Annotated in this window: 18 protein-coding genes; 12 read left to right on the forward strand and 6 right to left on the reverse strand. The window is 64.4% G+C overall.

Translation table 11 applies throughout. The features are described 5' to 3' along the window. Positions 1-9 precede the first annotated feature (9 nt). On the reverse strand, positions 10-1,572 hold the full coding sequence (locus VG99_RS13480) for a methyl-accepting chemotaxis protein (protein WP_044500771.1): 1,563 nt from the start codon (positions 1,570-1,572) through the stop codon (positions 10-12). A gap of 124 nt (positions 1,573-1,696) precedes the next feature. Between VG99_RS13480 and acnA the strand changes: the two genes are divergently transcribed. Then, positions 1,697-4,432, forward strand: a complete 2,736-nt coding sequence (acnA, locus tag VG99_RS13485; RefSeq protein WP_044500772.1) for an aconitate hydratase AcnA — start codon at positions 1,697-1,699, stop codon at positions 4,430-4,432. A 250-nt stretch (positions 4,433-4,682) separates the two neighbouring features. On the opposite strand, the gene VG99_RS13490 is transcribed toward acnA, so the two are convergent. Then, a complete protein-coding gene (locus VG99_RS13490) occupies positions 4,683-6,515 on the reverse strand; it encodes an ABC transporter ATP-binding protein (RefSeq protein WP_044500774.1) in 1,833 nt (610 codons plus the stop codon). Positions 6,516-6,705: 190 nt separating this feature from the next. On the opposite strand from VG99_RS13490, the gene VG99_RS13495 reads away from it, so the two are divergent. Then, positions 6,706-7,485, forward strand: a complete 780-nt coding sequence (locus tag VG99_RS13495) for a spermidine synthase (protein WP_044501657.1) — start codon at positions 6,706-6,708, stop codon at positions 7,483-7,485. A 2-nt stretch (positions 7,486-7,487) separates the two neighbouring features. On the opposite strand, the gene VG99_RS13500 is transcribed toward VG99_RS13495, so the two are convergent. Together VG99_RS13500 and VG99_RS13505 are read right to left on the reverse strand one after the other, a co-directional pair. Beyond that, the gene (locus VG99_RS13500) at positions 7,488-7,988 is read right to left on the reverse strand and encodes a SprT family zinc-dependent metalloprotease (protein ID WP_044500776.1); all 501 of its coding nucleotides are present in this window, start codon (positions 7,986-7,988) and stop codon (positions 7,488-7,490) included. A gap of 253 nt (positions 7,989-8,241) precedes the next feature. Further along, positions 8,242-8,709, reverse strand: a complete 468-nt coding sequence (locus tag VG99_RS13505) for a flavodoxin family protein (RefSeq protein ID WP_044500779.1) — start codon at positions 8,707-8,709, stop codon at positions 8,242-8,244. A gap of 137 nt (positions 8,710-8,846) precedes the next feature. Between VG99_RS13505 and VG99_RS13510 the strand changes: the two genes are divergently transcribed. Continuing rightward, positions 8,847-10,190 (forward strand): MFS transporter, encoded by a 1,344-nt coding sequence (locus VG99_RS13510; RefSeq protein WP_044500781.1) that lies wholly within the window; start codon positions 8,847-8,849, stop codon positions 10,188-10,190. On the opposite strand, the gene VG99_RS13515 is transcribed toward VG99_RS13510, so the two are convergent. Beyond that, positions 10,177-12,078, reverse strand: coding sequence for a choice-of-anchor I family protein (locus VG99_RS13515; RefSeq protein WP_044500783.1), 1,902 nt, complete (start codon positions 12,076-12,078; stop codon positions 10,177-10,179). The genes VG99_RS13510 and VG99_RS13515 overlap by 14 nt on opposite strands. A gap of 111 nt (positions 12,079-12,189) precedes the next feature. Here VG99_RS13515 and VG99_RS13520 point away from each other — a divergent pair, with 111 nt between their 5' ends. The 5 genes from VG99_RS13520 (at position 12,190) to VG99_RS13540 (ending at position 15,819) form a co-directional block, all read left to right on the forward strand. Beyond that, positions 12,190-12,822 (forward strand): DNA-J related domain-containing protein, encoded by a 633-nt coding sequence (locus tag VG99_RS13520; protein ID WP_044500785.1) that lies wholly within the window; start codon positions 12,190-12,192, stop codon positions 12,820-12,822. A 132-nt stretch (positions 12,823-12,954) separates the two neighbouring features. Further along, positions 12,955-13,554 (forward strand): Yip1 family protein, encoded by a 600-nt coding sequence (locus tag VG99_RS13525; RefSeq protein WP_044500787.1) that lies wholly within the window; start codon positions 12,955-12,957, stop codon positions 13,552-13,554. A 168-nt stretch (positions 13,555-13,722) separates the two neighbouring features. After that, on the forward strand, positions 13,723-14,547 hold the full coding sequence (gene ttcA / locus VG99_RS13530; RefSeq protein WP_044500790.1) for a tRNA 2-thiocytidine(32) synthetase TtcA: 825 nt from the start codon (positions 13,723-13,725) through the stop codon (positions 14,545-14,547). Between the two features lie 11 nt (positions 14,548-14,558). Then, positions 14,559-15,233, forward strand: a complete 675-nt coding sequence (locus VG99_RS13535; RefSeq protein ID WP_044500793.1) for a DNA-3-methyladenine glycosylase I — start codon at positions 14,559-14,561, stop codon at positions 15,231-15,233. 91 nt (positions 15,234-15,324) lie between these two features. After that, entirely contained in the window at positions 15,325-15,819 is a 495-nt protein-coding gene (locus tag VG99_RS13540; RefSeq protein ID WP_044500795.1) for a C40 family peptidase, read from the forward strand. A gap of 3 nt (positions 15,820-15,822) precedes the next feature. Here the strand turns inward: VG99_RS13540 and VG99_RS13545 are convergent, their stop codons facing one another. Then, positions 15,823-16,902 (reverse strand): patatin-like phospholipase domain-containing protein, encoded by a 1,080-nt coding sequence (locus VG99_RS13545; protein WP_044500797.1) that lies wholly within the window; start codon positions 16,900-16,902, stop codon positions 15,823-15,825. Positions 16,903-17,001: 99 nt separating this feature from the next. Between VG99_RS13545 and VG99_RS13550 the strand changes: the two genes are divergently transcribed. Genes VG99_RS13550 through VG99_RS13565 form a run of 4 tightly spaced genes read left to right on the forward strand, consistent with a single transcriptional unit; the run spans position 17,002 to position 19,610 of the window. After that, complete coding sequence (locus VG99_RS13550; protein ID WP_044500798.1) at positions 17,002-17,310, forward strand: PepSY domain-containing protein; 309 nt, start codon at positions 17,002-17,004, stop codon at positions 17,308-17,310. After that, positions 17,303-17,635, forward strand: a complete 333-nt coding sequence (locus tag VG99_RS13555) for a PepSY domain-containing protein (RefSeq protein WP_239419910.1) — start codon at positions 17,303-17,305, stop codon at positions 17,633-17,635. The genes VG99_RS13550 and VG99_RS13555 overlap by 8 nt, the downstream gene beginning before the upstream one ends. Further along, on the forward strand, positions 17,635-18,306 hold the full coding sequence (locus tag VG99_RS13560) for a response regulator transcription factor (RefSeq protein WP_044500800.1): 672 nt from the start codon (positions 17,635-17,637) through the stop codon (positions 18,304-18,306). Before VG99_RS13555 ends, VG99_RS13560 begins: the two co-directional genes overlap by 1 nt. Continuing rightward, positions 18,303-19,610 carry an ATP-binding protein gene (locus tag VG99_RS13565; RefSeq protein ID WP_044500802.1) on the forward strand — a complete coding sequence of 436 codons (1,308 nt, stop codon included), beginning with the start codon at positions 18,303-18,305 and terminating at the stop codon, positions 19,608-19,610. Before VG99_RS13560 ends, VG99_RS13565 begins: the two co-directional genes overlap by 4 nt. The last annotated feature ends 9 nt before the right edge of the window (positions 19,611-19,619 follow it).

Here is a 19,619-nt window from a genome sequence, read left to right on the forward strand (position 1 = left end):
ACCCATCCATTAACGTCGGTTGAAACGCTGCACCAGATCGTTCTGGTGATTGGCGGTGGCCGCCAGTTCCAGGTTGAGCTCGCTGCTGCGCCGCGCCTGGGTGGCGGTCTGGTCAGACAGCAGGGCGATGTTGTTGACGTTGTGGTTGATTTCCTCCACCACAGCGCTCTGTTCCTCCGCTGCGCTGGCAATCTGGCCGGTCATGTCGTTGACCTGCTCGATGGCCTGGCGGATGCGATCCAGCGCCTCATCGGCCTGAATCACCTGGGCCACGCCGAGGTCGGCCTGCTCCTGCCCGGCATGCATGGTCGCCACTGCGCGACTGGTGGCCTGTTGCAGGTTGGCGATCAGCGTATGGATCTGCCCGGTGGAGTCGGCGGTGCGCTTGGCCAGGGCGCGCACCTCGTCGGCCACCACGGCGAAGCCGCGGCCCTGATCACCGGCGCGGGCCGCTTCGATGGCGGCGTTCAGCGCCAGCAGGTTGGTCTGCTCGGCAATGCTCTGGATGACATCCACCACGCTGCCGATGTCACTGGCATCGGTGGCCAACTGGCTGGCGACCGTGGCGGCGGAGCTGACCGAGGCGGACAGCAGTTCAATGGACTCACGGGTTTTCCCGGCGAGGCGCTTACCTTGTTCAGCCTGCTGGTGAGCGCTCTGGGCGGCATCTGCGGCGCGGTGTACGTTGCTGGCCACTTCCTGGGTGGCGGCTGCCATCTGGTTGACCGCGGTCGCCACCATGTCGGTTTCATTGCGCTGGCGGTCCAGTTGCTCACTGCTGTTGCGCGACAGCTGGCTGAGTTCTTCGGCCTGTCGGCGAAGCTGGTCGGTGCTGTCGGCGACCCGGGTGATGCAGGTGCGCAGTTGCGCCTGCTGGCTGTGCAGCGCCATGGCCAGCCGCCCGAGGGGGCCGCGGTCATCACTGTACATGCGGGCCAGCAGCGGATCGGTGATGCTGGTCTCGGTGCTGTCGGCCAGCACCCGCAGCAGGCTGCGGTCGCGTAACTGCTTCAGCAGCAGGCCAGCGCCGGCGCCCACCAGCGCAGCTACCAGCAAGCCCCAGGGGCCCAGCAATTGACCGGCCAGACCGCCAAGCGCTGCCAGCAGCGCAATCGGAAGTGTTGCCTGCGCCAGCCCCGCCCAGTCGGTACCCAGCACCGCCTTGCCGGCATTCAGGCGCGCGTAGAGCCGCGTCGCCCGGGCTACCTGCTCCGGGGAGGCGTAGGTGCGCACCGACTCGAAGCCCACCACCTGACCCTCTTCGCGAATCGGCGCAATAAAGGCATTGACCCAGTAATGGTCGCCATTCTTGCAGCGGTTCTTGACCACGCCCATCCAGTTGCGGCCCTGCTTGAGGTCGGCCCACAGATGGGCAAAGACCGCCGGGGGCACGTCCGGATGACGTACCAGGTTATGGGCCTGGCCCATCAACTCCTCGCGACTGAACCCGGATACCTCGACAAAGGCATCGTTGCAGTAGGTGATCACTCCTTTAACGGAGGTGGTGGAGATCAGTCGCTGATCGCGGTGAAAGGTTTTTTCCCGCTGGGTGACGGGCAGGTTTTTGCGCATTGTGATCCTGAGGCGGTGGGGCCGATTCTGAATTTTTTCGTATCTGAACTACTCTGAAGGGTATCGGCCGGCGGGTGGGCATCTTGAATGCCCCGCCGGCATCTCGCTGGAAAAGAGGAGACACCTGATGTCGATTGACAGTTTGCACACCTTGAGCAGCCTGCCGGTGGGCGGCAGAACCTATCAGTACCATTCTCTGCCCAAGGCTGGCGAACTCCTGGGCGAGATTAACCGGCTGCCCATGTCCCTGAAAGTCCTGCTGGAGAACCTGCTGCGCCATGAAGATGGCGAGACGGTCACCCGCGATGATATCCAGGCGATGGCCGACTGGCTGATTCATCGCCGCTCGGACCGGGAGATCCAGTATCGGCCCGCCCGGGTGCTGATGCAGGATTTTACCGGCGTGCCGGCGGTGGTGGATCTGGCGGCCATGCGTGACGCCGTGGCCCGGGCCGGGGCTGACCCGCAGCGGATCAACCCGCTGTCGCCAGTGGACCTGGTGATCGACCACTCGGTGATGGTGGACCGCTTTGGCGACCCCTCGGCCTTCCATGACAACGTGCAGATGGAAATGGAGCGCAACGGCGAGCGCTATGCCTTCCTGCGCTGGGGGCAGAAGGCGTTCGACAACTTCCGTGTGGTGCCGCCGGGCACCGGTATCTGCCACCAGGTGAACCTGGAATACCTGGCCCAGAGCGTCTGGGCCTCGGAAATCGACGGCCAGTGGTGGGCCTACCCCGACACTCTGGTCGGGACGGACTCGCATACCACCATGGTCAACGGTCTGGGGGTACTGGGCTGGGGCGTGGGCGGCATCGAGGCCGAGGCCGCCATGCTCGGGCAACCGGTATCCATGCTGATCCCCGAGGTGGTGGGTTTCAAGCTGACCGGCAAGCTGCGCGAAGGCATGACCGCTACCGACCTCGTATTGACGGTCACCCAGATGCTGCGTGCCCACGGGGTGGTCGGCAAGTTCGTTGAGTTCTACGGTGACGGCCTGGCGGACCTGCCGCTGGCTGACCGCGCCACCATCGCCAACATGGCGCCGGAGTATGGCGCGACCTGCGGTTTCTTCCCCATTGATGAGGTAACCATCGGCTACCTGCGCCTGACCGGTCGCCCGCAGGAGGTGATCGAGCGGGTGGAGGCCTACAGCCGGGCCCAGGGGCTGTGGCGCGAGCCCGGCCACGAGCCGGTGTTCACCGACACCCTGCACCTGGACATGGGCGAAGTCGAGCCCAGCCTTGCCGGGCCGCGCCGGCCCCAGGACCGGGTGCCGCTGGGCCAGGTCCCCCGTGTGTTCGAGGAGCTGATGTCGCTGCAGACCAAGACCATTGCTACCGACGTCGAGCGTCTGGAAGACGAGGGCGGTGGCGGTACCGCCGTGGGCGGCCCGAGCGGCGAGGTAACCGTGACTCTTGATGGTGAGGAGCATGTGCTGAAAAACGGCGCGGTGGTGATTGCAGCCATCACCTCCTGCACCAACACCTCCAACCCCAACGTGATGATGGCCGCCGGATTGCTGGCGAAGAAAGCGGTGGAGCGGGGGCTGCAACGCAAGCCCTGGGTCAAGTCGTCGCTGGCGCCGGGCTCCAAGGTGGTGACCGATTACCTGGAGCGGGCCGGGCTGATCGATCATCTCGATCAGTTGGGGTTCCATCTGGTCGGCTATGGCTGCACCACCTGCATCGGCAACTCGGGGCCGCTGCCCGAGCCTATCGCCCAGGCCATCAGCGAGCATGATCTGGTGGTGTCTGCGGTGCTCTCGGGTAACCGCAACTTCGAAGGCCGGGTGCATCAGCAGGTCAAGGCCAACTGGCTGGCGTCGCCGCCCCTGGTGGTGGCCTATGCCCTGGCCGGGGATAGCCGACTGAACCTGCAGGAAGAGCCCCTGGGACTGGATGCGGATAATAACCCGGTGTACCTGCGCGACATCTGGCCAAGCAACGCGGAAATCGCCGAGGCGGTGGCGCTGGTCGAGGACAGCATGTTCCGCAGCCGCTACGCCGACGTGTTCTCCGGCGATGAGCATTGGCAGTCGATCAATGTGTCGGGCGGCGATACCTATGCCTGGGACAGCCAGTCGACCTATGTGCAGAACCCGCCTTACTTCGACCGTATCGATCAGCCGCTGGAGCCCCTGCAACCCATCCACCAGGCGCGGGTGCTAGCGGTGTTTGGCGACTCCATCACCACCGACCACATTTCCCCGGCGGGCAATATCAAATCCAGTTCCCCTGCAGGGGAATACCTGCAGGGGCTGGGTGTGCGGCCGGAAGACTTCAACTCCTACGGGTCGCGCCGCGGCAACCATGAAGTGATGATGCGCGGCACCTTTGCCAACATCCGTATCCGTAACCGCATGCTCGGTGGCGAGGAGGGCGGGCTGACCATCCATGCGCCCAGTGGCGAGCGGATGTCCATCTACGACGCGGCCATGCGTTACCAGTCCGAGGGTACGCCGCTGGTGGTGCTGGCTGGCAAGGAATACGGCACCGGCTCCAGCCGCGACTGGGCGGCCAAGGGCACCAACCTGTTGGGGGTGAAAGCGGTCATTGCCGAGAGCTTCGAGCGTATCCACCGCTCCAACCTGGTGGGCATGGGCGTACTGCCGCTGCAATTCATCAACGGCCAGAATGCCCCCACACTGCAGCTGGATGGGCATGAGGTGCTGGATATCCCCGGGATCGACGACAACCTGCGGCCCGGCCAGATGCTCAAGGTAATTGCGCACCGGCCGGACGGCAGCCAGATGGAATTTGAAGTGCTGTGCCGGATTGATACCAGCAATGAGGTGGACTACTTCAAGGCGGGTGGGATTCTGCATTATGTGTTGCGCGATTTGCTGGCGGAGGGGTGAGGGTAGTTCGTCGCTTGGGTGGGGTTGGGCGCTTGCAGGTGCGCTGGCGTGTTTAGCGTGCTGAGAGCGGCGAGTCTGCCGGTACTGGGCCGTGGCCCTTGGCGAACACGCACCCGTGCCGTCCGTGGCGCTCGTGTGCGGCCGTCCCTGGCCGCACACGGTTCGCCAAGGGCCACGGCCCACTACCGGCTGGTGATCCTGGTGGGGCTGAGCGGAAACCTCTTTGCCGGTTGAAAGGCAGTTTGAAAAGCTACAAATCCTCCCCCAAAAACCCACCCGACTGCCGTGCCCACAACTGGGCATACAACCCGCCCCGGCTGATCAATTCCGCATGGCTGCCATCTTCAATGATGCGCCCCTGGTCCATGACGATCAGGCGGTCCATTTCGGCGATGGTGGACAGGCGGTGGGCGATGGCGATCACGGTCTTGCCCTGCATCAGCTTGTTGAGGTTCTCCTGGATTGCGGCTTCGACTTCAGAGTCCAGTGCCGAGGTGGCTTCGTCGAGGATCAGGATGGGGGCATCCTTGAGCATGACGCGGGCGATGGCGATGCGCTGGCGCTGGCCGCCGGACAGTTTCACGCCGCGCTCGCCCACATGGGCATCGAAGCCGCGGCGGCCCTTGGCGTCGCTCAGGTCCGGTATGAAGCCGTCGGCATGGGCGTCGCGGGCGGCTTGCAGCAACATGTCCTCAGTGGCATCGGGGCGGCCGTAGAGGATGTTGTCCCGTACGGAGCGGTGCAGCAGGGAGGTGTCCTGGGTCACCATGCCGATGTGTTCACGCAGGGAGTCCTGGCTGACCTCGGCGATATTCTGCCCGTCGATCAGGATGCGGCCGCCTTCCACGTCGTAGAAGCGCAGCAGCAGATTCACCAGGGTTGACTTGCCGGCGCCGGAACGGCCGACCAGGCCGATACGTTCACCGGGGCGGATATGCAAATGCAGGTCATCCATCACCCCATGGCCCTTGCCGTAATGGAACTGCACATGGTCGAAGCGGATCTCGCCCTGGGTAACTTCCAGGCGCTTGGCATCGGGCCGGTCGGTGATCAGCTGCGGACGGGAGATGGAGTTGATGCCGTCCTGCACGGTGCCGACGTTCTCGAACAGCGCGGAGATCTCCCACATGATCCACTGGGACATGCCCCACAGGCGCAGCACCAGGCCTACGGCCACCGCCACGGCGCCGACGCTGATCTCGCCCTGCACCCACAACCACAGCGCCATGCCGGTGGCGCTCGCCAGCAGCATGCCGTTGAGCAGGTAGAGCGACAGGTTGACCAGTGTCACCAGCCGCATCTGCCGGTAGACCGTGTCCATGAAATCGGTCATGCCTTCCCGGGCATGGGTGGCTTCGCGGCGGGCATGGGAGAAGAGTTTCACCGTCTGGATATTGGTGTAGCTGTCGACCACGCTGCCGGTCATCACCGAGCGGGCGTCGGCCTGCACTTCAGCGACCTTGCCCAGGCGGGGAATGAAGAAACGCATCATCAGCCCATAGCCGATCACCCAGGCCACCAGGGGAATGATCAGCCGCCAATCGGCCAGGCCCACCACCAGCAGGGTACCCAGGAAGTACACCACCACGTAGTTGAGCACGTCGATCAGCTTGATGACGCACTCGCGTACCGCCAGGGCGGTCTGCATCATCTTGGTGGCGATTCGGCCCGCAAATTCGTCCTGGTAGAAGGCCATCGACTGCCGGAGCAGGTAGCGGTGGACCAGCCAGCGGATGCGCATCGGGTAGTTGCCCATGAGCGTCTGGTAGCTGAACAGGGAGTTGACCAGGATCAGCAGCGGCAACAGGCCCATCACTACCAGGAACATGCCGGTGAGCTTGAGCCCCTCGTTCTGCAGGAAGGTGCTGCGGTCCTGGTTCGACAGCCAGTCGACGATATTGCCGAGAAAGCTGAACAGCCAGACCTCGGTGATGGCGATGGCGGCCATCAGCACCGCGGCGGTGATCAGGAAGGGCCAGGAGCCGCGGGTGTAATGCAGACAGAAGGCCAGCAAGGTGCGCGGCGGTTGGGTGGGTTCTTCAGCGGGGAAGGGGTCGAGACGTCGTTCAAACCAGCGGAACATGGAAGCAGCCTGTGGGAACCAGCAAAGGCTGGGCATTATGCGCGCCAAGGGGCGTTTGGCTCAAGTGACGGAGCAGGCGGCGCGGCGCCGGCCGGGAGACTTTTGCCGGGCGGTGCTCCACAATGCCCTGAATGATTCAGGTCATAGGTGAGCCATGTCCTGGTGGAACACGTTGTTGGGAATGTTGTTGATGATTGATCGAGAAACCCTGCTGGAAAAGCGCCGTGACGATTACGGCACGCTGCGCATCACCGAGAACCGGGAGGGCTATCGCTTCCTCTATTTCGGCGAGCAGACCGAGCAGAGCTGCATTTTCATGGCCGATCCCGCCTGGTTGGAATACGACTATACCCGGGCGATGCTGCTGGGGGCGTTCTGGTGCCGACCGGAGCCGGAAATCACCTTGCTCGGGCTGGGCGGCGGCGCGCTGGCCAACTGTCTGGTGCGGCACTTTGCCCCGGCCGGGGTGCGGGTGGTGGAGCTGCGCGGGGAGGTGCTGGCGCTGGCGCGGGAATGGCTGGCGCTGTCGACCGATCCGCGGCTGCAGGTGGATATCGGCGGCGCCGAGAAGCATGTGGCCGCTGCGCCAGGCAGCTGCGATCTGTTGGGTGTGGACCTGTACATGGAGGGCGGGTTGTCCCGGTTGCAGATGCAGCGGGAGTTCTTCCTCGACTGCCAACGGGCGCTGCGCCCCGGTGGCGTGCTGGTGATCAACCAGTGGCAGATGGGCGAAACCGGATTGCCCTATGCGGCGCCGCTGCTGCGCGATCTGTTTGGCGATCAGTATCTGCAGGTGCAGGTGGAGGAGGGCAACATCATCCTGTTTGTCCCGGCGCTGGGCGACCCGCCCCTGGCGACGGATCGCGCGGCCATGGTCGAGTGGGCGGCCGGGCTGGAGCCGGCCCTGGGGTACTCGTTGATGCCCTATATCAATGAGCTGCGCCGCGCCGGGGATAACCCCGGCCCCTAGGCTCAGCCGATGGCGTGCTGCTGCCCGGTGAAATGCAACAGGTCGCCGCAGCGCCGACACTGGTAGCGCCGGCCCCGGCGCACCAGGGCATGGCGTTGGGGCGTGAAGGGCATGCGTTCCGGGCAGCCACAACGGTAGAGGTAACGCGTGCCGCGTCTAGGGAGAACCGCATAGTTATGACAGCGGTGGGCGGGCAGGCCGTAGAGATCGGTCATCAGTGCCTGCCATTCCCGGCCGTGGGCACGGATCTGGCCGCCATAGAGCGCGTGGGCGATCAGGTGGGCCGCTTCGTGGGGCACGGTCTGGTGCAGGAAGTCGTCGTGGTTTTCCCGGTACAGCTGGGCATTGAAGCGCAGGAGGTTGCGATTCAGATAAGCCACCCCGGCCTTCTGGCCGCGCAGGTCCAGTGTTACCTCGGGGCGGTCGAAGGGGCGGGAGAAACGTTGTTCGGCGAGCTGGTAGCAGTGTTCCAGGCGGTGCAGTATCTGATCCATGGGGGGCATTATAGGGGGATTGATGGGTGGCGGTAAGGTTGGGAGTGTGGAGATGGCGGTTGGTATTCTAACCCCAGGGCGCCCGATGGGCGCCGATCGCGGCGAGGCGGTCCGGCGATCCGGCGCCCCTCCTACCAAAACCTTGCCCGCTGCACGAGGTGTTGTAGGAGGCGCGATCGGATCGCCGCATCGCCCGCGGCGATGCTGGCCGCAGGACAGCCAATATCAGCAGGCACGTTGTTAGCCGGCGCGGCACCTAAACTCAAAAAATCCCGCTATCCAACCCTGCGGCCATATACAGGCCGAGTTCTTCCGCATCATCAATAAAACGCTCCTGCCATTCGCCGCGCAGCACCAGCGGGTCGCGGGCCCAGGTCCAGCGTAGACCGGTGACGATGCTTTCGATGGCGCGGCGGGTGCCGGTGCCGTCCATGCCGGCGCGGATGTAGAGCGCGCAGGGCAGGCCCTGTTTCTTTTCCAGTACCGGGTAGTAGCAGCGGTCGAAGAAGTCCTTCAGCGCGCCGCTCATGTAGCCGAGGTTTTCCGTGGTGCCAAGGAGGATGCCATCGGCCTGTAGTACATCCGCAGGGGTGGCATCGAGGGGGGCGACCCAGCGGGTATCGACGTTCTCGATATCGGGGCTGGAGGCACCGCGCAGCGCGGCTTCCGCTAGTTTGCGGGTGTTGTCCGAGGGGGCGTGGGCGACGATCAGCAGGCGTTTTTTCGGCATCGTAGATTCTCCTTCCGACGCGGCAAGTAGAGATGGGGCCCAGTGTAGACGGCGGGGCGCCCGATTGGCGAGATGCGCGATCCTGATATAGGTTGGTTAGGAAGCTTTCAAAATCCCAATCAGAATCAGAGGCTTGCATGCTGCGGATTGTTACAACCATCAGTGCGCTGTTGGCCGGTATTGCCCTGTTGTTGGTGGGCTCCGGCTTGCTCAATACACTGTTGCCCCTACGCGGGGCGGTGGAGGGGTTTTCCGACCAGACGCTCGGCCTGTTCGGCTCAGCGTATTTTGCCGGTTTCATGCTGGGCACCTGGCTGTGTCCCAAGCTGATCCGGCGCATGGGGCATATACGTGCCTTTGCCTTCTTTGCCTCGGCCGCGGCGGCCTGCATCATCCTCCATGTGATCCATATCGATATGCTGTTCTGGTTGCTGCTGCGCCTGGCCACCGGGACGGTGCTGGTCGGGGTCTATACCTCCATTGAAAGCTGGCTGAATACCGGCGCGCCAAAGGAACAGCGGGGGCGGGTGTTTGCCGTGTACATGGTGGTCAACCTCGGCGCGCTGGCCCTGGCCCAGCAGTTGCTGCAGATGGAGAATCCGCTCGCCAACCTGACCTTCGGTATCGCGGCGTTCTTTGTCATCATCGCCATCATGCCGGTGGTGGCGACGCGCTTGCCGCAGCCGGAGATGGTCGAAACAACGACGCTGTCGCTCAAGGCGCTCTGGCGCGCGGCGCCGGTGGCCTGTGCCGGCGCGATGCTCGCCGGCCTGGCAATGGGCGCCTTCTGGGGGCTGGGCGCGCTCTTTGCCGGTCGGGTGGGCATGGATACCAGCCAGGTCGCCAGCTTCATGTCCCTGATCATTATCGCCGGGGCGGTGTTCCAGTGGCCCATGGGGGTGGTTTCCGATCGCATCGACCGGCGCCTGGCGCTGGCGATTGTCTGTGGGGTCGCGGCCGTGGGCGGTGTGCTGATGGCGCTGCTGAGCGGCTCGGCGACCGGGTTGCTGATCGGCGCGGCCATTTTCGGGGCTGGGTCGTTTTCGGTCTATCCGACGGTGGTGGCACACCTTATCGACCACTTGCGCAAGGAAGAGGTGTTGTCCGGTAACGCCGGCATGCTGATGCTGCATGGCACCGGCTCGGCGATGGGCCCGGCGCTGGCCGGTTGGTTGATGGGTGTGACCTCGACGCTGATGTTGCCGCTGTATTTCGCCATGATGTTCGCCGCTGCGGCCCTGTTTGCCATGCTGCGCTGGCGCGATCGCCGCGACCGCATCGTCGATGAGCCGGCCCGCCACGTGAGCATGGTCGGTACATCCCCCGAGGCGCTGGAAATGGTGGTGGATGAGCAGAAGCCGGACGAGACGGCGATGGCCGAGGCGGACGCGGTGCCGGGCTCGGCCGAGGCTGGTGCCGAGCCGGCAGCCACTGGCGCGGGCGATGAGACATCGCCCGCTGACAGGCTCAGCGGCGGTTGACCTGATAGATGGCCGTGGTGCCGCTGACCTCGTTGCCGACGATCAGCAGGGGCTCGCCGTTGGGCGAGTCCCCGGCAGCGACGAACACCAGGCCTTCCGGGCCCAGGTCACCCGCCTGGGCGAGCAGCTCGGGGTTGACTTCCAGGTCCACCTCCCAATCCTCCCGGGTATTCAGGTAATCCTGGAACCGGGGAGCGGTGGGGTCGGTGATGTCGAATACCATGACGCCGCCCATGCGTTCCAGCCCGATGAAGGCAAAGGTCTGGTCATTGATGCGCCCCAGGGCAATGCCTTCCGGCTCGGGGCCCTTGGCGTCGCTGCGGCTGTCGAGGTTGCCGGGCTCGTCGTGACCGCTGTTGAAATACAGGTCGCAGGGAATGTCCCGGGCGGCGCGCAATTGACAGTCATGCTCGGTCTGGTTGGCCAGGAAACGCTCGAAGAAATCCCCTGAATCCCACACCAGTGCGCCGTCCTCGTCCCAGATCGAGAAGGAGCGCGCGCCGTAGGAATACAGCTGGTCATACATCAGCAGATTCCCGGCGGGGTTGGCGACGCCGCTGGCATCGAACAGCAACGGACTGCCGTCGGCATTCTGGCGATAGCCATTGACCCAGCTGATGTTCAACCGGCCCAGTTCATCATCGTCCCGGCAGGCGCCCGGGTCGGCGACCGTGGCGCCGCAGTAGCTGAAGGTGTCCGGGTTGAGCAGGGCGCCGTCTGCCAGGGCGGCCAGTTGCGGCGGTAGGTCGTCACCGGCGCGTCTGCCGAAGCCGCTGCTGTGGACCAGATGCTTGACGCGGAATTCCTCGACGAAGCCCTTGCTGGCATCCCCGGCCCAGTAGGCATCGTCATCCTCACCCCAGGCGCGGGCGTCGCCTTCGTTGGCCGAGACGATATAGGTCTTGCCGTCGACGTTGTAGCTGCTGATGGCATCAGGATGGTAGATGCCGACCACACCGGGACGGGGTTCGATGCGGATCAGGCCATCCTCCTCGTCACTGGCATCAATGCCGTTGCCTTCCGCGCCATAGTCCTTGAAGCCGAGGGGCAGGATATCGGTGACGGTGGCGCTGGCGATGTCCAGTCTGGCCAGGGCGTTGTTCTCCTGTAGCGCAACCCAGGCGGTGCGGCTGTCGGCCGATACGGTGATGTATTCCGGCTCCAGGTCCCGGGCGACGCTGGCGATATTGTCCGGCCCGTAGGGGCGGGTATTGTCGGCCGGCCCGAACAGGCGCACGCCGGCGGTGAGCAGGGCGTCGCGCTGGTCGTCGAACTGGGCGAAGCCGGCGGTGCGTATGGCGCCGAAGCGGTTGGCATCAGCCAGGATCTCGACCAGGGTGATGGAGCCTTCAGGGTCCTGCGAATAGTCGTGATTGGGCTCGCCCTCGTTGGCGACCAGCACATGGCGGCCGTCCGGGGTAAAGGTGACCATGTCTGGCAGGGCGCCGACCGGGGCGCTGTCCAACAGCTCCAGAGTGGTTGCGTCGTACAGCTCCACGGTGCCGGGGCTGGTCTTGGGCGTGGCTTCGACGGCGACCGCGAGCAGCCCGTCATGCCAGGCAACGCTGTTGACGGTGGCGTTATCGACCCTGGCCACCAGGGAGCGCAGGTATACCGGGTTGGCCGGATCGGCTGCGTCGAGCACGTCCACTGCGCCAGACAGGGCGTTGACCACGAAGATCTGCTGGTTGACCGGATCGAAGGCGGGGATCTCCGCTGCGCTCTTGCCAAACTCGCCGGTGGCGTAGCCGCCCAGTCGCGTCAGCTCGACGGCGATCGGTGCGCTGACACCGTTGTCATCGCGATCATTGTCGCTGCTGCTGTCCAGGCAGCCGGTCAGGCTCACGGCCACGGCGGTGGCCACAACGGTCAGGGTCCATCTGTTCATTGTCGGGTTCCAGGGTTGGTGAATGGCCAGATAGTCATACGCCTGACGTGTTGCAATTCCATGGCAACCTGATGGCTGTTTTATGACGCCGGGGATGGCTACACTCGGACCATGGACAAGCCAACCGCAGAGGATCTGTTGCCGCCGGGGTTTGATGATTGTGTGCTGCAGGTGCTCGAAGCCAACCCCGAAGGCGTGAGTGAGTTCGCCCTGTTGAAGCACCTGGCGCACGCCTTTCCCGACTCCCTGTTCGCCACGCCTGGGGCGCTGGGGGAGCCGTTGCAATTGTTCCAGCTGCATTTTCTACTGTTTCACCGGTTGTACGCGCTCTCCGATCACCTGGCCGGGTCCCGGCGCGAACTGGCCATCCATGCGCTATGCATCCGTCTGTTGCCCCGGCAAACCCTAAGGCCCGACCTGGCCGTGGTCGATCCGCTGCGCGCCTACTACCTCGACTGGAACCAGTGGCTGCAAACCAGCGCCGATGATGTGCGCCGGCTGCTTGATGAGTTCTGGCGCCACCGGGCAGCGCCGGTGACGAACCGGCAGCTACAGTGGGCGCGGGAGGTAATCGGGGTAGGCCAAGGGGAGGATATGCTGGCCATCAAGCGGCGCTACCGCCGGCTGATGATGCTGCATCACCCCGACCGGGGCGGCGATGGTGAGCGGGGCAGCGAAATCAACCAAGCCTACCTAATTCTGAATCGCTATTACCGCGAGCCCCGAAGTCGCCAAACACTCTAATGGGCCTGGTTAAATTTCATCCGGATTTGACTATAGTCAAGGCACGATAGATGCGGCAGGATGTCGCACCTCTCTGCCGCAGCGGACTCCTTGGTCAGCGCTGCGGGACGATAATAATCAGGAGGTCAGACAATGATCCATAACGTACTGGGGCTGTTCACCAATCCCGACCGCGCCTGGCGCACCATCAAGGGCGAGGAGACTGTTATCGGGCCGCTCTATCTGGTCCACGTGCTGGTGCTCGCTGCCATTCCCGCCGTATCCGCCTACATCGGCACCACCCAGGTCGGTTGGACCATAGGCACGCTGGAGCCCGTGCGCCTGACCCAGGCCAGTGCGCTGCAGATGACTGCCCTGACCTGGCTGGCCATGCTGGCCGGCGTGGCGATCATGGGCGCCTTCATCCACTGGATGTCGCGCACCTATGACTCCAACCCGACCATCGGCGACTGCGTGGTATTTGCGGCCTACACGGCGACACCGCTGTTCCTGGCGGGCCTGGCGGCGCTGTATCCCAACCTCTGGCTGGCGATGTTTGTCGGTACGGCGGCGATCTGCTACACCGTCTATCTGCTGTACCAGGGCATCCCGATCTTCATGGAGATTCCCGAGGAAGAGGGCTTCCTGTTCGCCAGCTCAATCCTGGCGGTAGGCCTGGTGGTCCTGGTCGGCATGATGGCCACGGCCGTGATCTTCTGGGGGCTGGGCATCGGGCCCATCTATCTTCGCTAACTCCATCTGCGCTGGGAGCAAGTTCCACGGGGCGCCGCTAGCTGCGGTGCCCCTTTCGTTTACGGGTTGTTCGCCGGTCCATCGGAATCTCCCTGATCTGCCCCTGGCGCCGTTGCCTGGCGGCGGTTTAAAGGTAAAATGCCGGGTTTTGATAGCCGGGTCTCCTCCATGTCCAGTCTGAGTGTCAACCAGAACAAGTTGCAGAAGCGTCTGCGCCGCCTGACCGCGGAAGCTGTCACCGATTACAACATGATCGAGGATGGCGACAAGGTCATGGTGTGCCTGTCGGGCGGCAAGGACAGCTACACCCTGCTGGATATGCTGCTGCATCTGCAGAAGGTGGCGCCGATCCGGTTCGATATCGTGGCGGTGAACCTGGACCAGAAGCAGCCGGGCTTTCCGGAGCATGTGCTGCCGGCCTATCTCGATGAACTGGGTATCGACTATCACATCCTCGAGCGTGACACCTATTCGGTAGTGAAGGAAAAGGTGCCGGAGGGCAAGACCACCTGCTCGCTGTGTTCGCGGCTGCGTCGGGGCAACCTGTATACCTTCGCCGACGAGATCGGCGCGACCAAGATGGCGCTGGGGCATCACCGGGACGATATCGTCGAGACCTTCTTCCTCAACATGTTCTACGGTGGCAACCTCAAGGCGATGCCGCCGAAGCTGCGCTCGGATGACGGCCGCAACGTGGTGATCCGGCCGTTGGCCTATTGCAGCGAGAAGGACATCGAGGTCTACGCCCAGCTGCGTGAATTCCCGATCATCCCCTGCAACCTGTGCGGCTCCCAGGAAAACCTGCAGCGCCAGGTGGTCAAGGACATGCTGCAAACCTGGGATCGGGAAACCCCCGGCCGGGTCGAGAATATCTTCCGCGCGCTGCGCCATGTGCAGCCCTCGCAGCTGGCGGATGCCAAGCTGTTCGACTTCGCCAGTCTGACGATCGATACCAGTGCCGCGCCGCGCTTTGTCGATCTCATGAACCTCTGACCCGGATACCCATGCGCGATTACCGATGGCTGGAAGAATACTGCCTGAACCGCTTCGGCTCACGGGCGGCGCTGGAGGCCCGGCTGCCGGTACCGCGCCCCGTCGAGCAATTGCGCGAGCTGAGCGATGACAGGTACCTGTCGACCATCGCCCTGCGGGTGTTCCGCGCCGGGCTCAAGCACAGCGTGGTGGATGCACGCTGGCCGGCCTTCGAGGAGGCCTTCTTCGGCTTCGACCCGCACAAGGTGGTGCTGATGAGCGCCGAACATATCGAACGGCTGATGCAGAACACGCTGCTGATCCGCCACCTGGCCAAGCTGCGCAGCGTGCCGCGCAATGCGCAGATGGTGCTGGATCTCAGCCGGGAATATGGCAGCATGGGCCAGTTGATTGCCGATTGGCCGGGTGACGATATCGTCGGGCTGTGGCGACTGCTGGCCAAGCGGGGCAACCAGCTGGGTGGGCTATCGGTGCCGCGCTTTCTGCGGATGGTGGGCAAGGACACCTTCGTTACCACCGACGATGTGCTGACCGCGCTCAAGGGCATGGGCGTGCTGGACCAGGCGAAGGCGACCAGCCAGCGGGACCTGGCGTTGGTGCAGGGCGCGTTCAACCAGCTGGCGCAGGAGAGTGGTCGCTCGCTGGGCCAGCTGTCGGCGATGCTGGCCTTCACGGTGAATCATTGAGTTACACGCAGATCATGATCCTACGTCGAGATACTTGACCTCAAGTCCCTGTACGGGCAAGGTATTCTCCTGTTCGGGGTGAGGTCAGGTCATGCGCGTCAGTCATTTGCTTATGGTACTGTCATTGGCGGTATTGGCCGGCTGCGCCAGTGCGCCTCCGCCACCGGCTCCCACCGCAGTCATCGCGCCGCCGGCGCCGGTACCCGCTGCGGGCCATGACGAGCTGCTGTTCCACGCCTTCAGCCTGGTGGGCACGCCCTACCGTTACGGCGGCAGTTCGCCGGATACCGGTTTCGACTGCAGTGGCCTGATCAATTACGTGTTTCGTGAATCCGCTGGGCTGACCCTGCCGCGCACCACGGCGGGGCTGAACGCGTTGCCGGGTACTACCGCGGTCGACGCCCTCAAACCCGGCGATCTGGTGCTGTTCGCTACCCGCGGCAAGCGGGTCGACCACGCGGGTATCTATATCGGTGAGGGCCGCTTCCTGCATGCGCCCAGCAGCGGCGGCCGGGTGCGGGTGGACGCCCTGGATGCCAGCTACTGGCAGCGCGCCTATGCCAGCGCGCGGCGGGTGCTGGACTGACGCCTAGAGCGGCTTGATCCGGTCGATGAGCCGATCCTTTTCCATCAGTTCGAGAAATTCGTCACCCAGGCGCTGGCTCTCATCCATTGCCCGCCGCCAGTATTGCTCGCGGCCGGCGTCATCCCCGAGAAAACGGCGGTAGTCGCGCCGGTCCGGCAGTTTGCCGTAGGGCAGGCTGGCCAGGTACACCGGGGACGGCGCGACCAGCAGTACATCGCCCATCTGCTGCGCATTGGCCCGGCGCCAGGGCAGGCCCTTGTCGAACCAGCCAGGCACCACCCGATCGAGAAAGTGCGGATACAACACCACGCCCGGTGCGCGCCAGGGCAGGTCCAGGTGGTAATCCAGCAAGCCCCCGTCGCGATACACCCCCTGGCTGGCGCCGGGAATGTCCCGTACCGCCTCCATGACCATGGGTATGGACCCCGAGGCGAGCAGGGCGGGGCGCAGGTTGTCCCGACTGAGCGCGACGAAGCTGGTGACGAAGTCGTCCAGGTCGGCCAGCGGTGGCAGCAGGCGCTGGTCATGCAGAATAACGCGTTCGAACCAGCGACGCAGGTGGCGACGTCCGAGCAGGTTGGCCCCGATAACGCCGCCGAGCCCCAGGCCCAGGTGCGTTGGCCGGTCATGCTGCAGTAGCCGCAGGCTTTTCACCGCAACGATGTTCAGATGGTAATGCGGGTTGTCGAGGATGCTCTGGTCCTGGTCCGCCAGCAGCTCGTCCAGCATCCGGGCGCAGCGGCGGCTGATCTCGGCCACGCTGATGCCCTTGGGGAAGCGCTGCGCGGTATAGAGTTCGCCCAGGCGGCGCAGACCGGCAACCGGGTCTGGCAGGCAGATGCTGGCGAAGCGCCAACTGCCGATCGAGGCGCCGACCAGGCTGCGCGGTTGCACGGCGCGGGGCAGCCAGTCACCGAAGATCGCCATGTCCAGCCCCTGGATGCCCAGCGCCTTGGGCCCACCGGCGGCGCCGGGCACCAGGTGCACATCCGCCGGCCGCAGCCCCTGGTCGCGGATATGCTGCAGGGCGCGCTGACCGGCTCGCAGGCAGAGGGCGGGTGCGGAAATATGGATGGCGGTCATGCGATTCCCTGCGCGGTTCGGCTCATTGGTATGTTTTAAGGTTCAATTCAGGATGTCGGTCTATTATTCAGTTGTGTTCAAACAACGGAGCGACATGATATGAAAAAACTTATTGCACTGTCTTGCGCAGCTTTCCTGGGTCTGGGTTCAGCTGCAGTGTTCGCCGATGACGATGTGAGCTCTGCTGAGGCAGCGAAACTGGTCGAAGAGGGCAAGATCAAGGCGCTGGATAGCCTCGAGGAAAAGGCCCTGTCAGTCAAGGCCGGTGAGATCACCGACCGCGATCTGGAGCATGAATATGGCCGCTACATCTACAAGCTGGATATTCGCCAGGAAGACGGTACCGAATGGGACATCGATCTGGACGCCACCAGTGGTGAAGTCCTCAAAACCGAACAGGATGACTAAACGCTTGTCGGTACTGCAACCAGCCGCCCTGTGCGGCTGGTTGTGTTTTGGCATGCTGATCGGGTGGCCCTGGACGGTCATTGCCGAGGACATTGATCACGATGAAGCGCTGGAGTTGGCCGAGCAAGGTGTAATCCTGCCGTTGCAGACCCTGATCCAGGACGCGCTGGGGCGTTACCCGGGGCGCTTTCTCGAGGCCGACCTGGAGCGCGATGACGGGCGCTATATCTATGAGATGGAAATCGTCACCCGCGACCGGCGGGTGCTGGAACTGGAATATGACGCCGTCACCGGCGCATTGCTCGATGTGGATGAGGATGATTGATGCGGCTGCTGCTCGCTGAGGATAACGTGGCGCTGGCCGATAGCCTGTGTGCCAGCCTGCGCCAGGCCGGTTACGCGGTGGACTGGCGGACCGATGGGCGCGATGTGCAGCTGCTCGGTGAGCAGGAACCCTACGACCTGTGTATTCTCGACCTGGGCCTGCCCGGGCGCAGTGGCTTGGAGGTTTTGCAGGCCTGGCGCGAGCAGGGGCTGGCCCTGCCGGTGCTGGTGCTCACTGCCCGCGGCAGCTGGACGGAGCGGGTCGAAGGGCTGCGCGCCGGTGCCGATGATTACCTGACCAAGCCCTTTCACCCCGAGGAGCTGCTGTTGCGCATCCAGGGGCTGCTGCGCCGCAGCCACGGCCGCGAACCGCAGAATCAGTTGCGCGCCGTTGGCCTGGTGTTGGACGAGGCCAGCCAGCAGGTGTCCGGGCCGGGCCTGGACGCGGTCCAGTTGTCGGCCAGTGAATTTCGCCTGCTGCGCTGTTTCATGCTGCATGCGGGACAACTGGTCTCCAAGAGTCGCCTGGCCGAGCACCTCTACGACTACGAAGCCGAAAGAGATTCCAACGTCATCGAGGTGCAGATCAATCACCTGCGCCGCAAGCTTGGCAAACAGACGATCGAGACCCGCCGGGGCCAGGGTTATGTGCTGGTGGGGCGGCAGGCGTGAGGTCCATTGGCGGCCAACTGGGCGCGGGCCTGCTGCTGGTGCTACTGCTGACCGTCATGCTGGTGGGGCAGGGCAGCGTCTGGCTGTTCGACCGGGCCCTGCGCGACTACCTGAGCACCGACCTGCAGCGTGAAACCGATGCGCTGCTGGCCGCCCTGACGCCCGGCCCGGAAGGGCTTTACCTGGACCTGCAGCGCGTTAGCCCCGACTACCAGCGGCCTTTTTCGGGACGTTACTTCGTGGTGCAGACCACCGAGCGCTGGCGCTCCCGCTCGCTATGGGACCAGCGCCTGCCGCTGGATGCCGAGGGGCTGGACAACAGCCTGGTGCCGGGGCCCGCTGGGCAGCAGCTGCTGGTGCGCTCAGGTCGTTTCAACAAGCTCGGCCAGTCGGTCACCATCAGCGTGGCGATGGACTATCAACCGCTGCTGGCCGCCTTTGGCCGGGCCCGGTTGTGGATCTGGGGGCTGGGCGGCCTGGCCGTGGTGCTTGCCCTGTTGATCCAGCAGGGGCTGCTGCGGCGCGCCCTGCGGCCCTTGCACCGGGCCCGCCGGGAGCTCGCCGAATGGCGCAGCGGCCAGCGCCTGGTGCTCAGTGCCGACGTTCCCCAGGAATTATTACCGTTGGTGGGTGAGATCAATCACCTGGGCAGCCAGGTGGACCAGATCATCCAGCGGTCGCGCAAGGGCGTCGGCGATCTGGGGCACGCCCTGAAAACCCCGCTGGCGGTGACCGAAAGCCTGGTTAGGCAGGCGGCACTGGATCAGCAGAGCGAGCAGGCGATCACCGCCCAACTGGAAGAGATGCGTCGGCAGCTGGAGCGCGCCTTGCAGCGTTCGCGCCTGGCGCCGGAAAGCCAGGCGGGCAGCCGCTTCAATCCAGCCCAGGATTTGCCCTGGCTGATCGATTCACTGCGGCAGATCCACGGGGCTGGGCTCGCCATCGACTATCCCCGTGAATCGCTGCAGGAATGGCCGTTCGAGCGCGAAGACATGCTGGAATTGCTAGGCAATCTGCTGGATAACGCCTGTAAATGGTCGCGCACCGCCGTGCGCCTGGAGTGGCAGTTGGCGGCGGATTCATTGCTGTTGCAGGTGGAGGATGACGGTCCGGGCATCGACCAGCAGCACCGTGATCACGTGCTGCGCCGGGGTAGCCGACTGGATGAGAGCGTGACCGGGCATGGCCTGGGGCTGGCAATCGTGGGCGATCTGGTGGAGGTATATGGCGGTGAGCTGACGTTGGGCGACAGCGAGTTGGGTGGGTTGGCGGTGTGGGTGGTGCTGCCGGTGGCGCGCCGATAACCCTGGCTG

The sequence above is a fragment of the Pseudomonas saudimassiliensis genome, assembly GCF_000939975.1.
Taxonomy (GTDB): domain Bacteria; phylum Pseudomonadota; class Gammaproteobacteria; order Pseudomonadales; family Pseudomonadaceae; genus Halopseudomonas; species Halopseudomonas saudimassiliensis.

Coding starts and splice junctions, on each gene's coding strand:
- VG99_RS13480 (WP_044500771.1), bottom strand. CDS start 1,572: ATGCGCAAAAACCTGCCCGTCACCCAGCGGGAAAAAACCTTTCACCGC.
- VG99_RS13490 (WP_044500774.1), bottom strand. CDS start 6,515: ATGTTCCGCTGGTTTGAACGACGTCTCGACCCCTTCCCCGCTGAAGAA.
- VG99_RS13495 (WP_044501657.1), top strand. CDS start 6,706: ATGATTGATCGAGAAACCCTGCTGGAAAAGCGCCGTGACGATTACGGC.
- VG99_RS13500 (WP_044500776.1), bottom strand. CDS start 7,988: ATGCCCCCCATGGATCAGATACTGCACCGCCTGGAACACTGCTACCAG.
- VG99_RS13505 (WP_044500779.1), bottom strand. CDS start 8,709: ATGCCGAAAAAACGCCTGCTGATCGTCGCCCACGCCCCCTCGGACAAC.
- VG99_RS13510 (WP_044500781.1), top strand. CDS start 8,847: ATGCTGCGGATTGTTACAACCATCAGTGCGCTGTTGGCCGGTATTGCC.
- VG99_RS13515 (WP_044500783.1), bottom strand. CDS start 12,078: ATGAACAGATGGACCCTGACCGTTGTGGCCACCGCCGTGGCCGTGAGC.
- VG99_RS13520 (WP_044500785.1), top strand. CDS start 12,190: ATGGACAAGCCAACCGCAGAGGATCTGTTGCCGCCGGGGTTTGATGAT.
- VG99_RS13525 (WP_044500787.1), top strand. CDS start 12,955: ATGATCCATAACGTACTGGGGCTGTTCACCAATCCCGACCGCGCCTGG.
- ttcA (WP_044500790.1), top strand. CDS start 13,723: ATGTCCAGTCTGAGTGTCAACCAGAACAAGTTGCAGAAGCGTCTGCGC.
- VG99_RS13535 (WP_044500793.1), top strand. CDS start 14,559: ATGCGCGATTACCGATGGCTGGAAGAATACTGCCTGAACCGCTTCGGC.
- VG99_RS13540 (WP_044500795.1), top strand. CDS start 15,325: ATGCGCGTCAGTCATTTGCTTATGGTACTGTCATTGGCGGTATTGGCC.
- VG99_RS13545 (WP_044500797.1), bottom strand. CDS start 16,902: ATGACCGCCATCCATATTTCCGCACCCGCCCTCTGCCTGCGAGCCGGT.
- VG99_RS13550 (WP_044500798.1), top strand. CDS start 17,002: ATGAAAAAACTTATTGCACTGTCTTGCGCAGCTTTCCTGGGTCTGGGT.
- VG99_RS13555 (WP_239419910.1), top strand. CDS start 17,303: ATGACTAAACGCTTGTCGGTACTGCAACCAGCCGCCCTGTGCGGCTGG.
- VG99_RS13560 (WP_044500800.1), top strand. CDS start 17,635: ATGCGGCTGCTGCTCGCTGAGGATAACGTGGCGCTGGCCGATAGCCTG.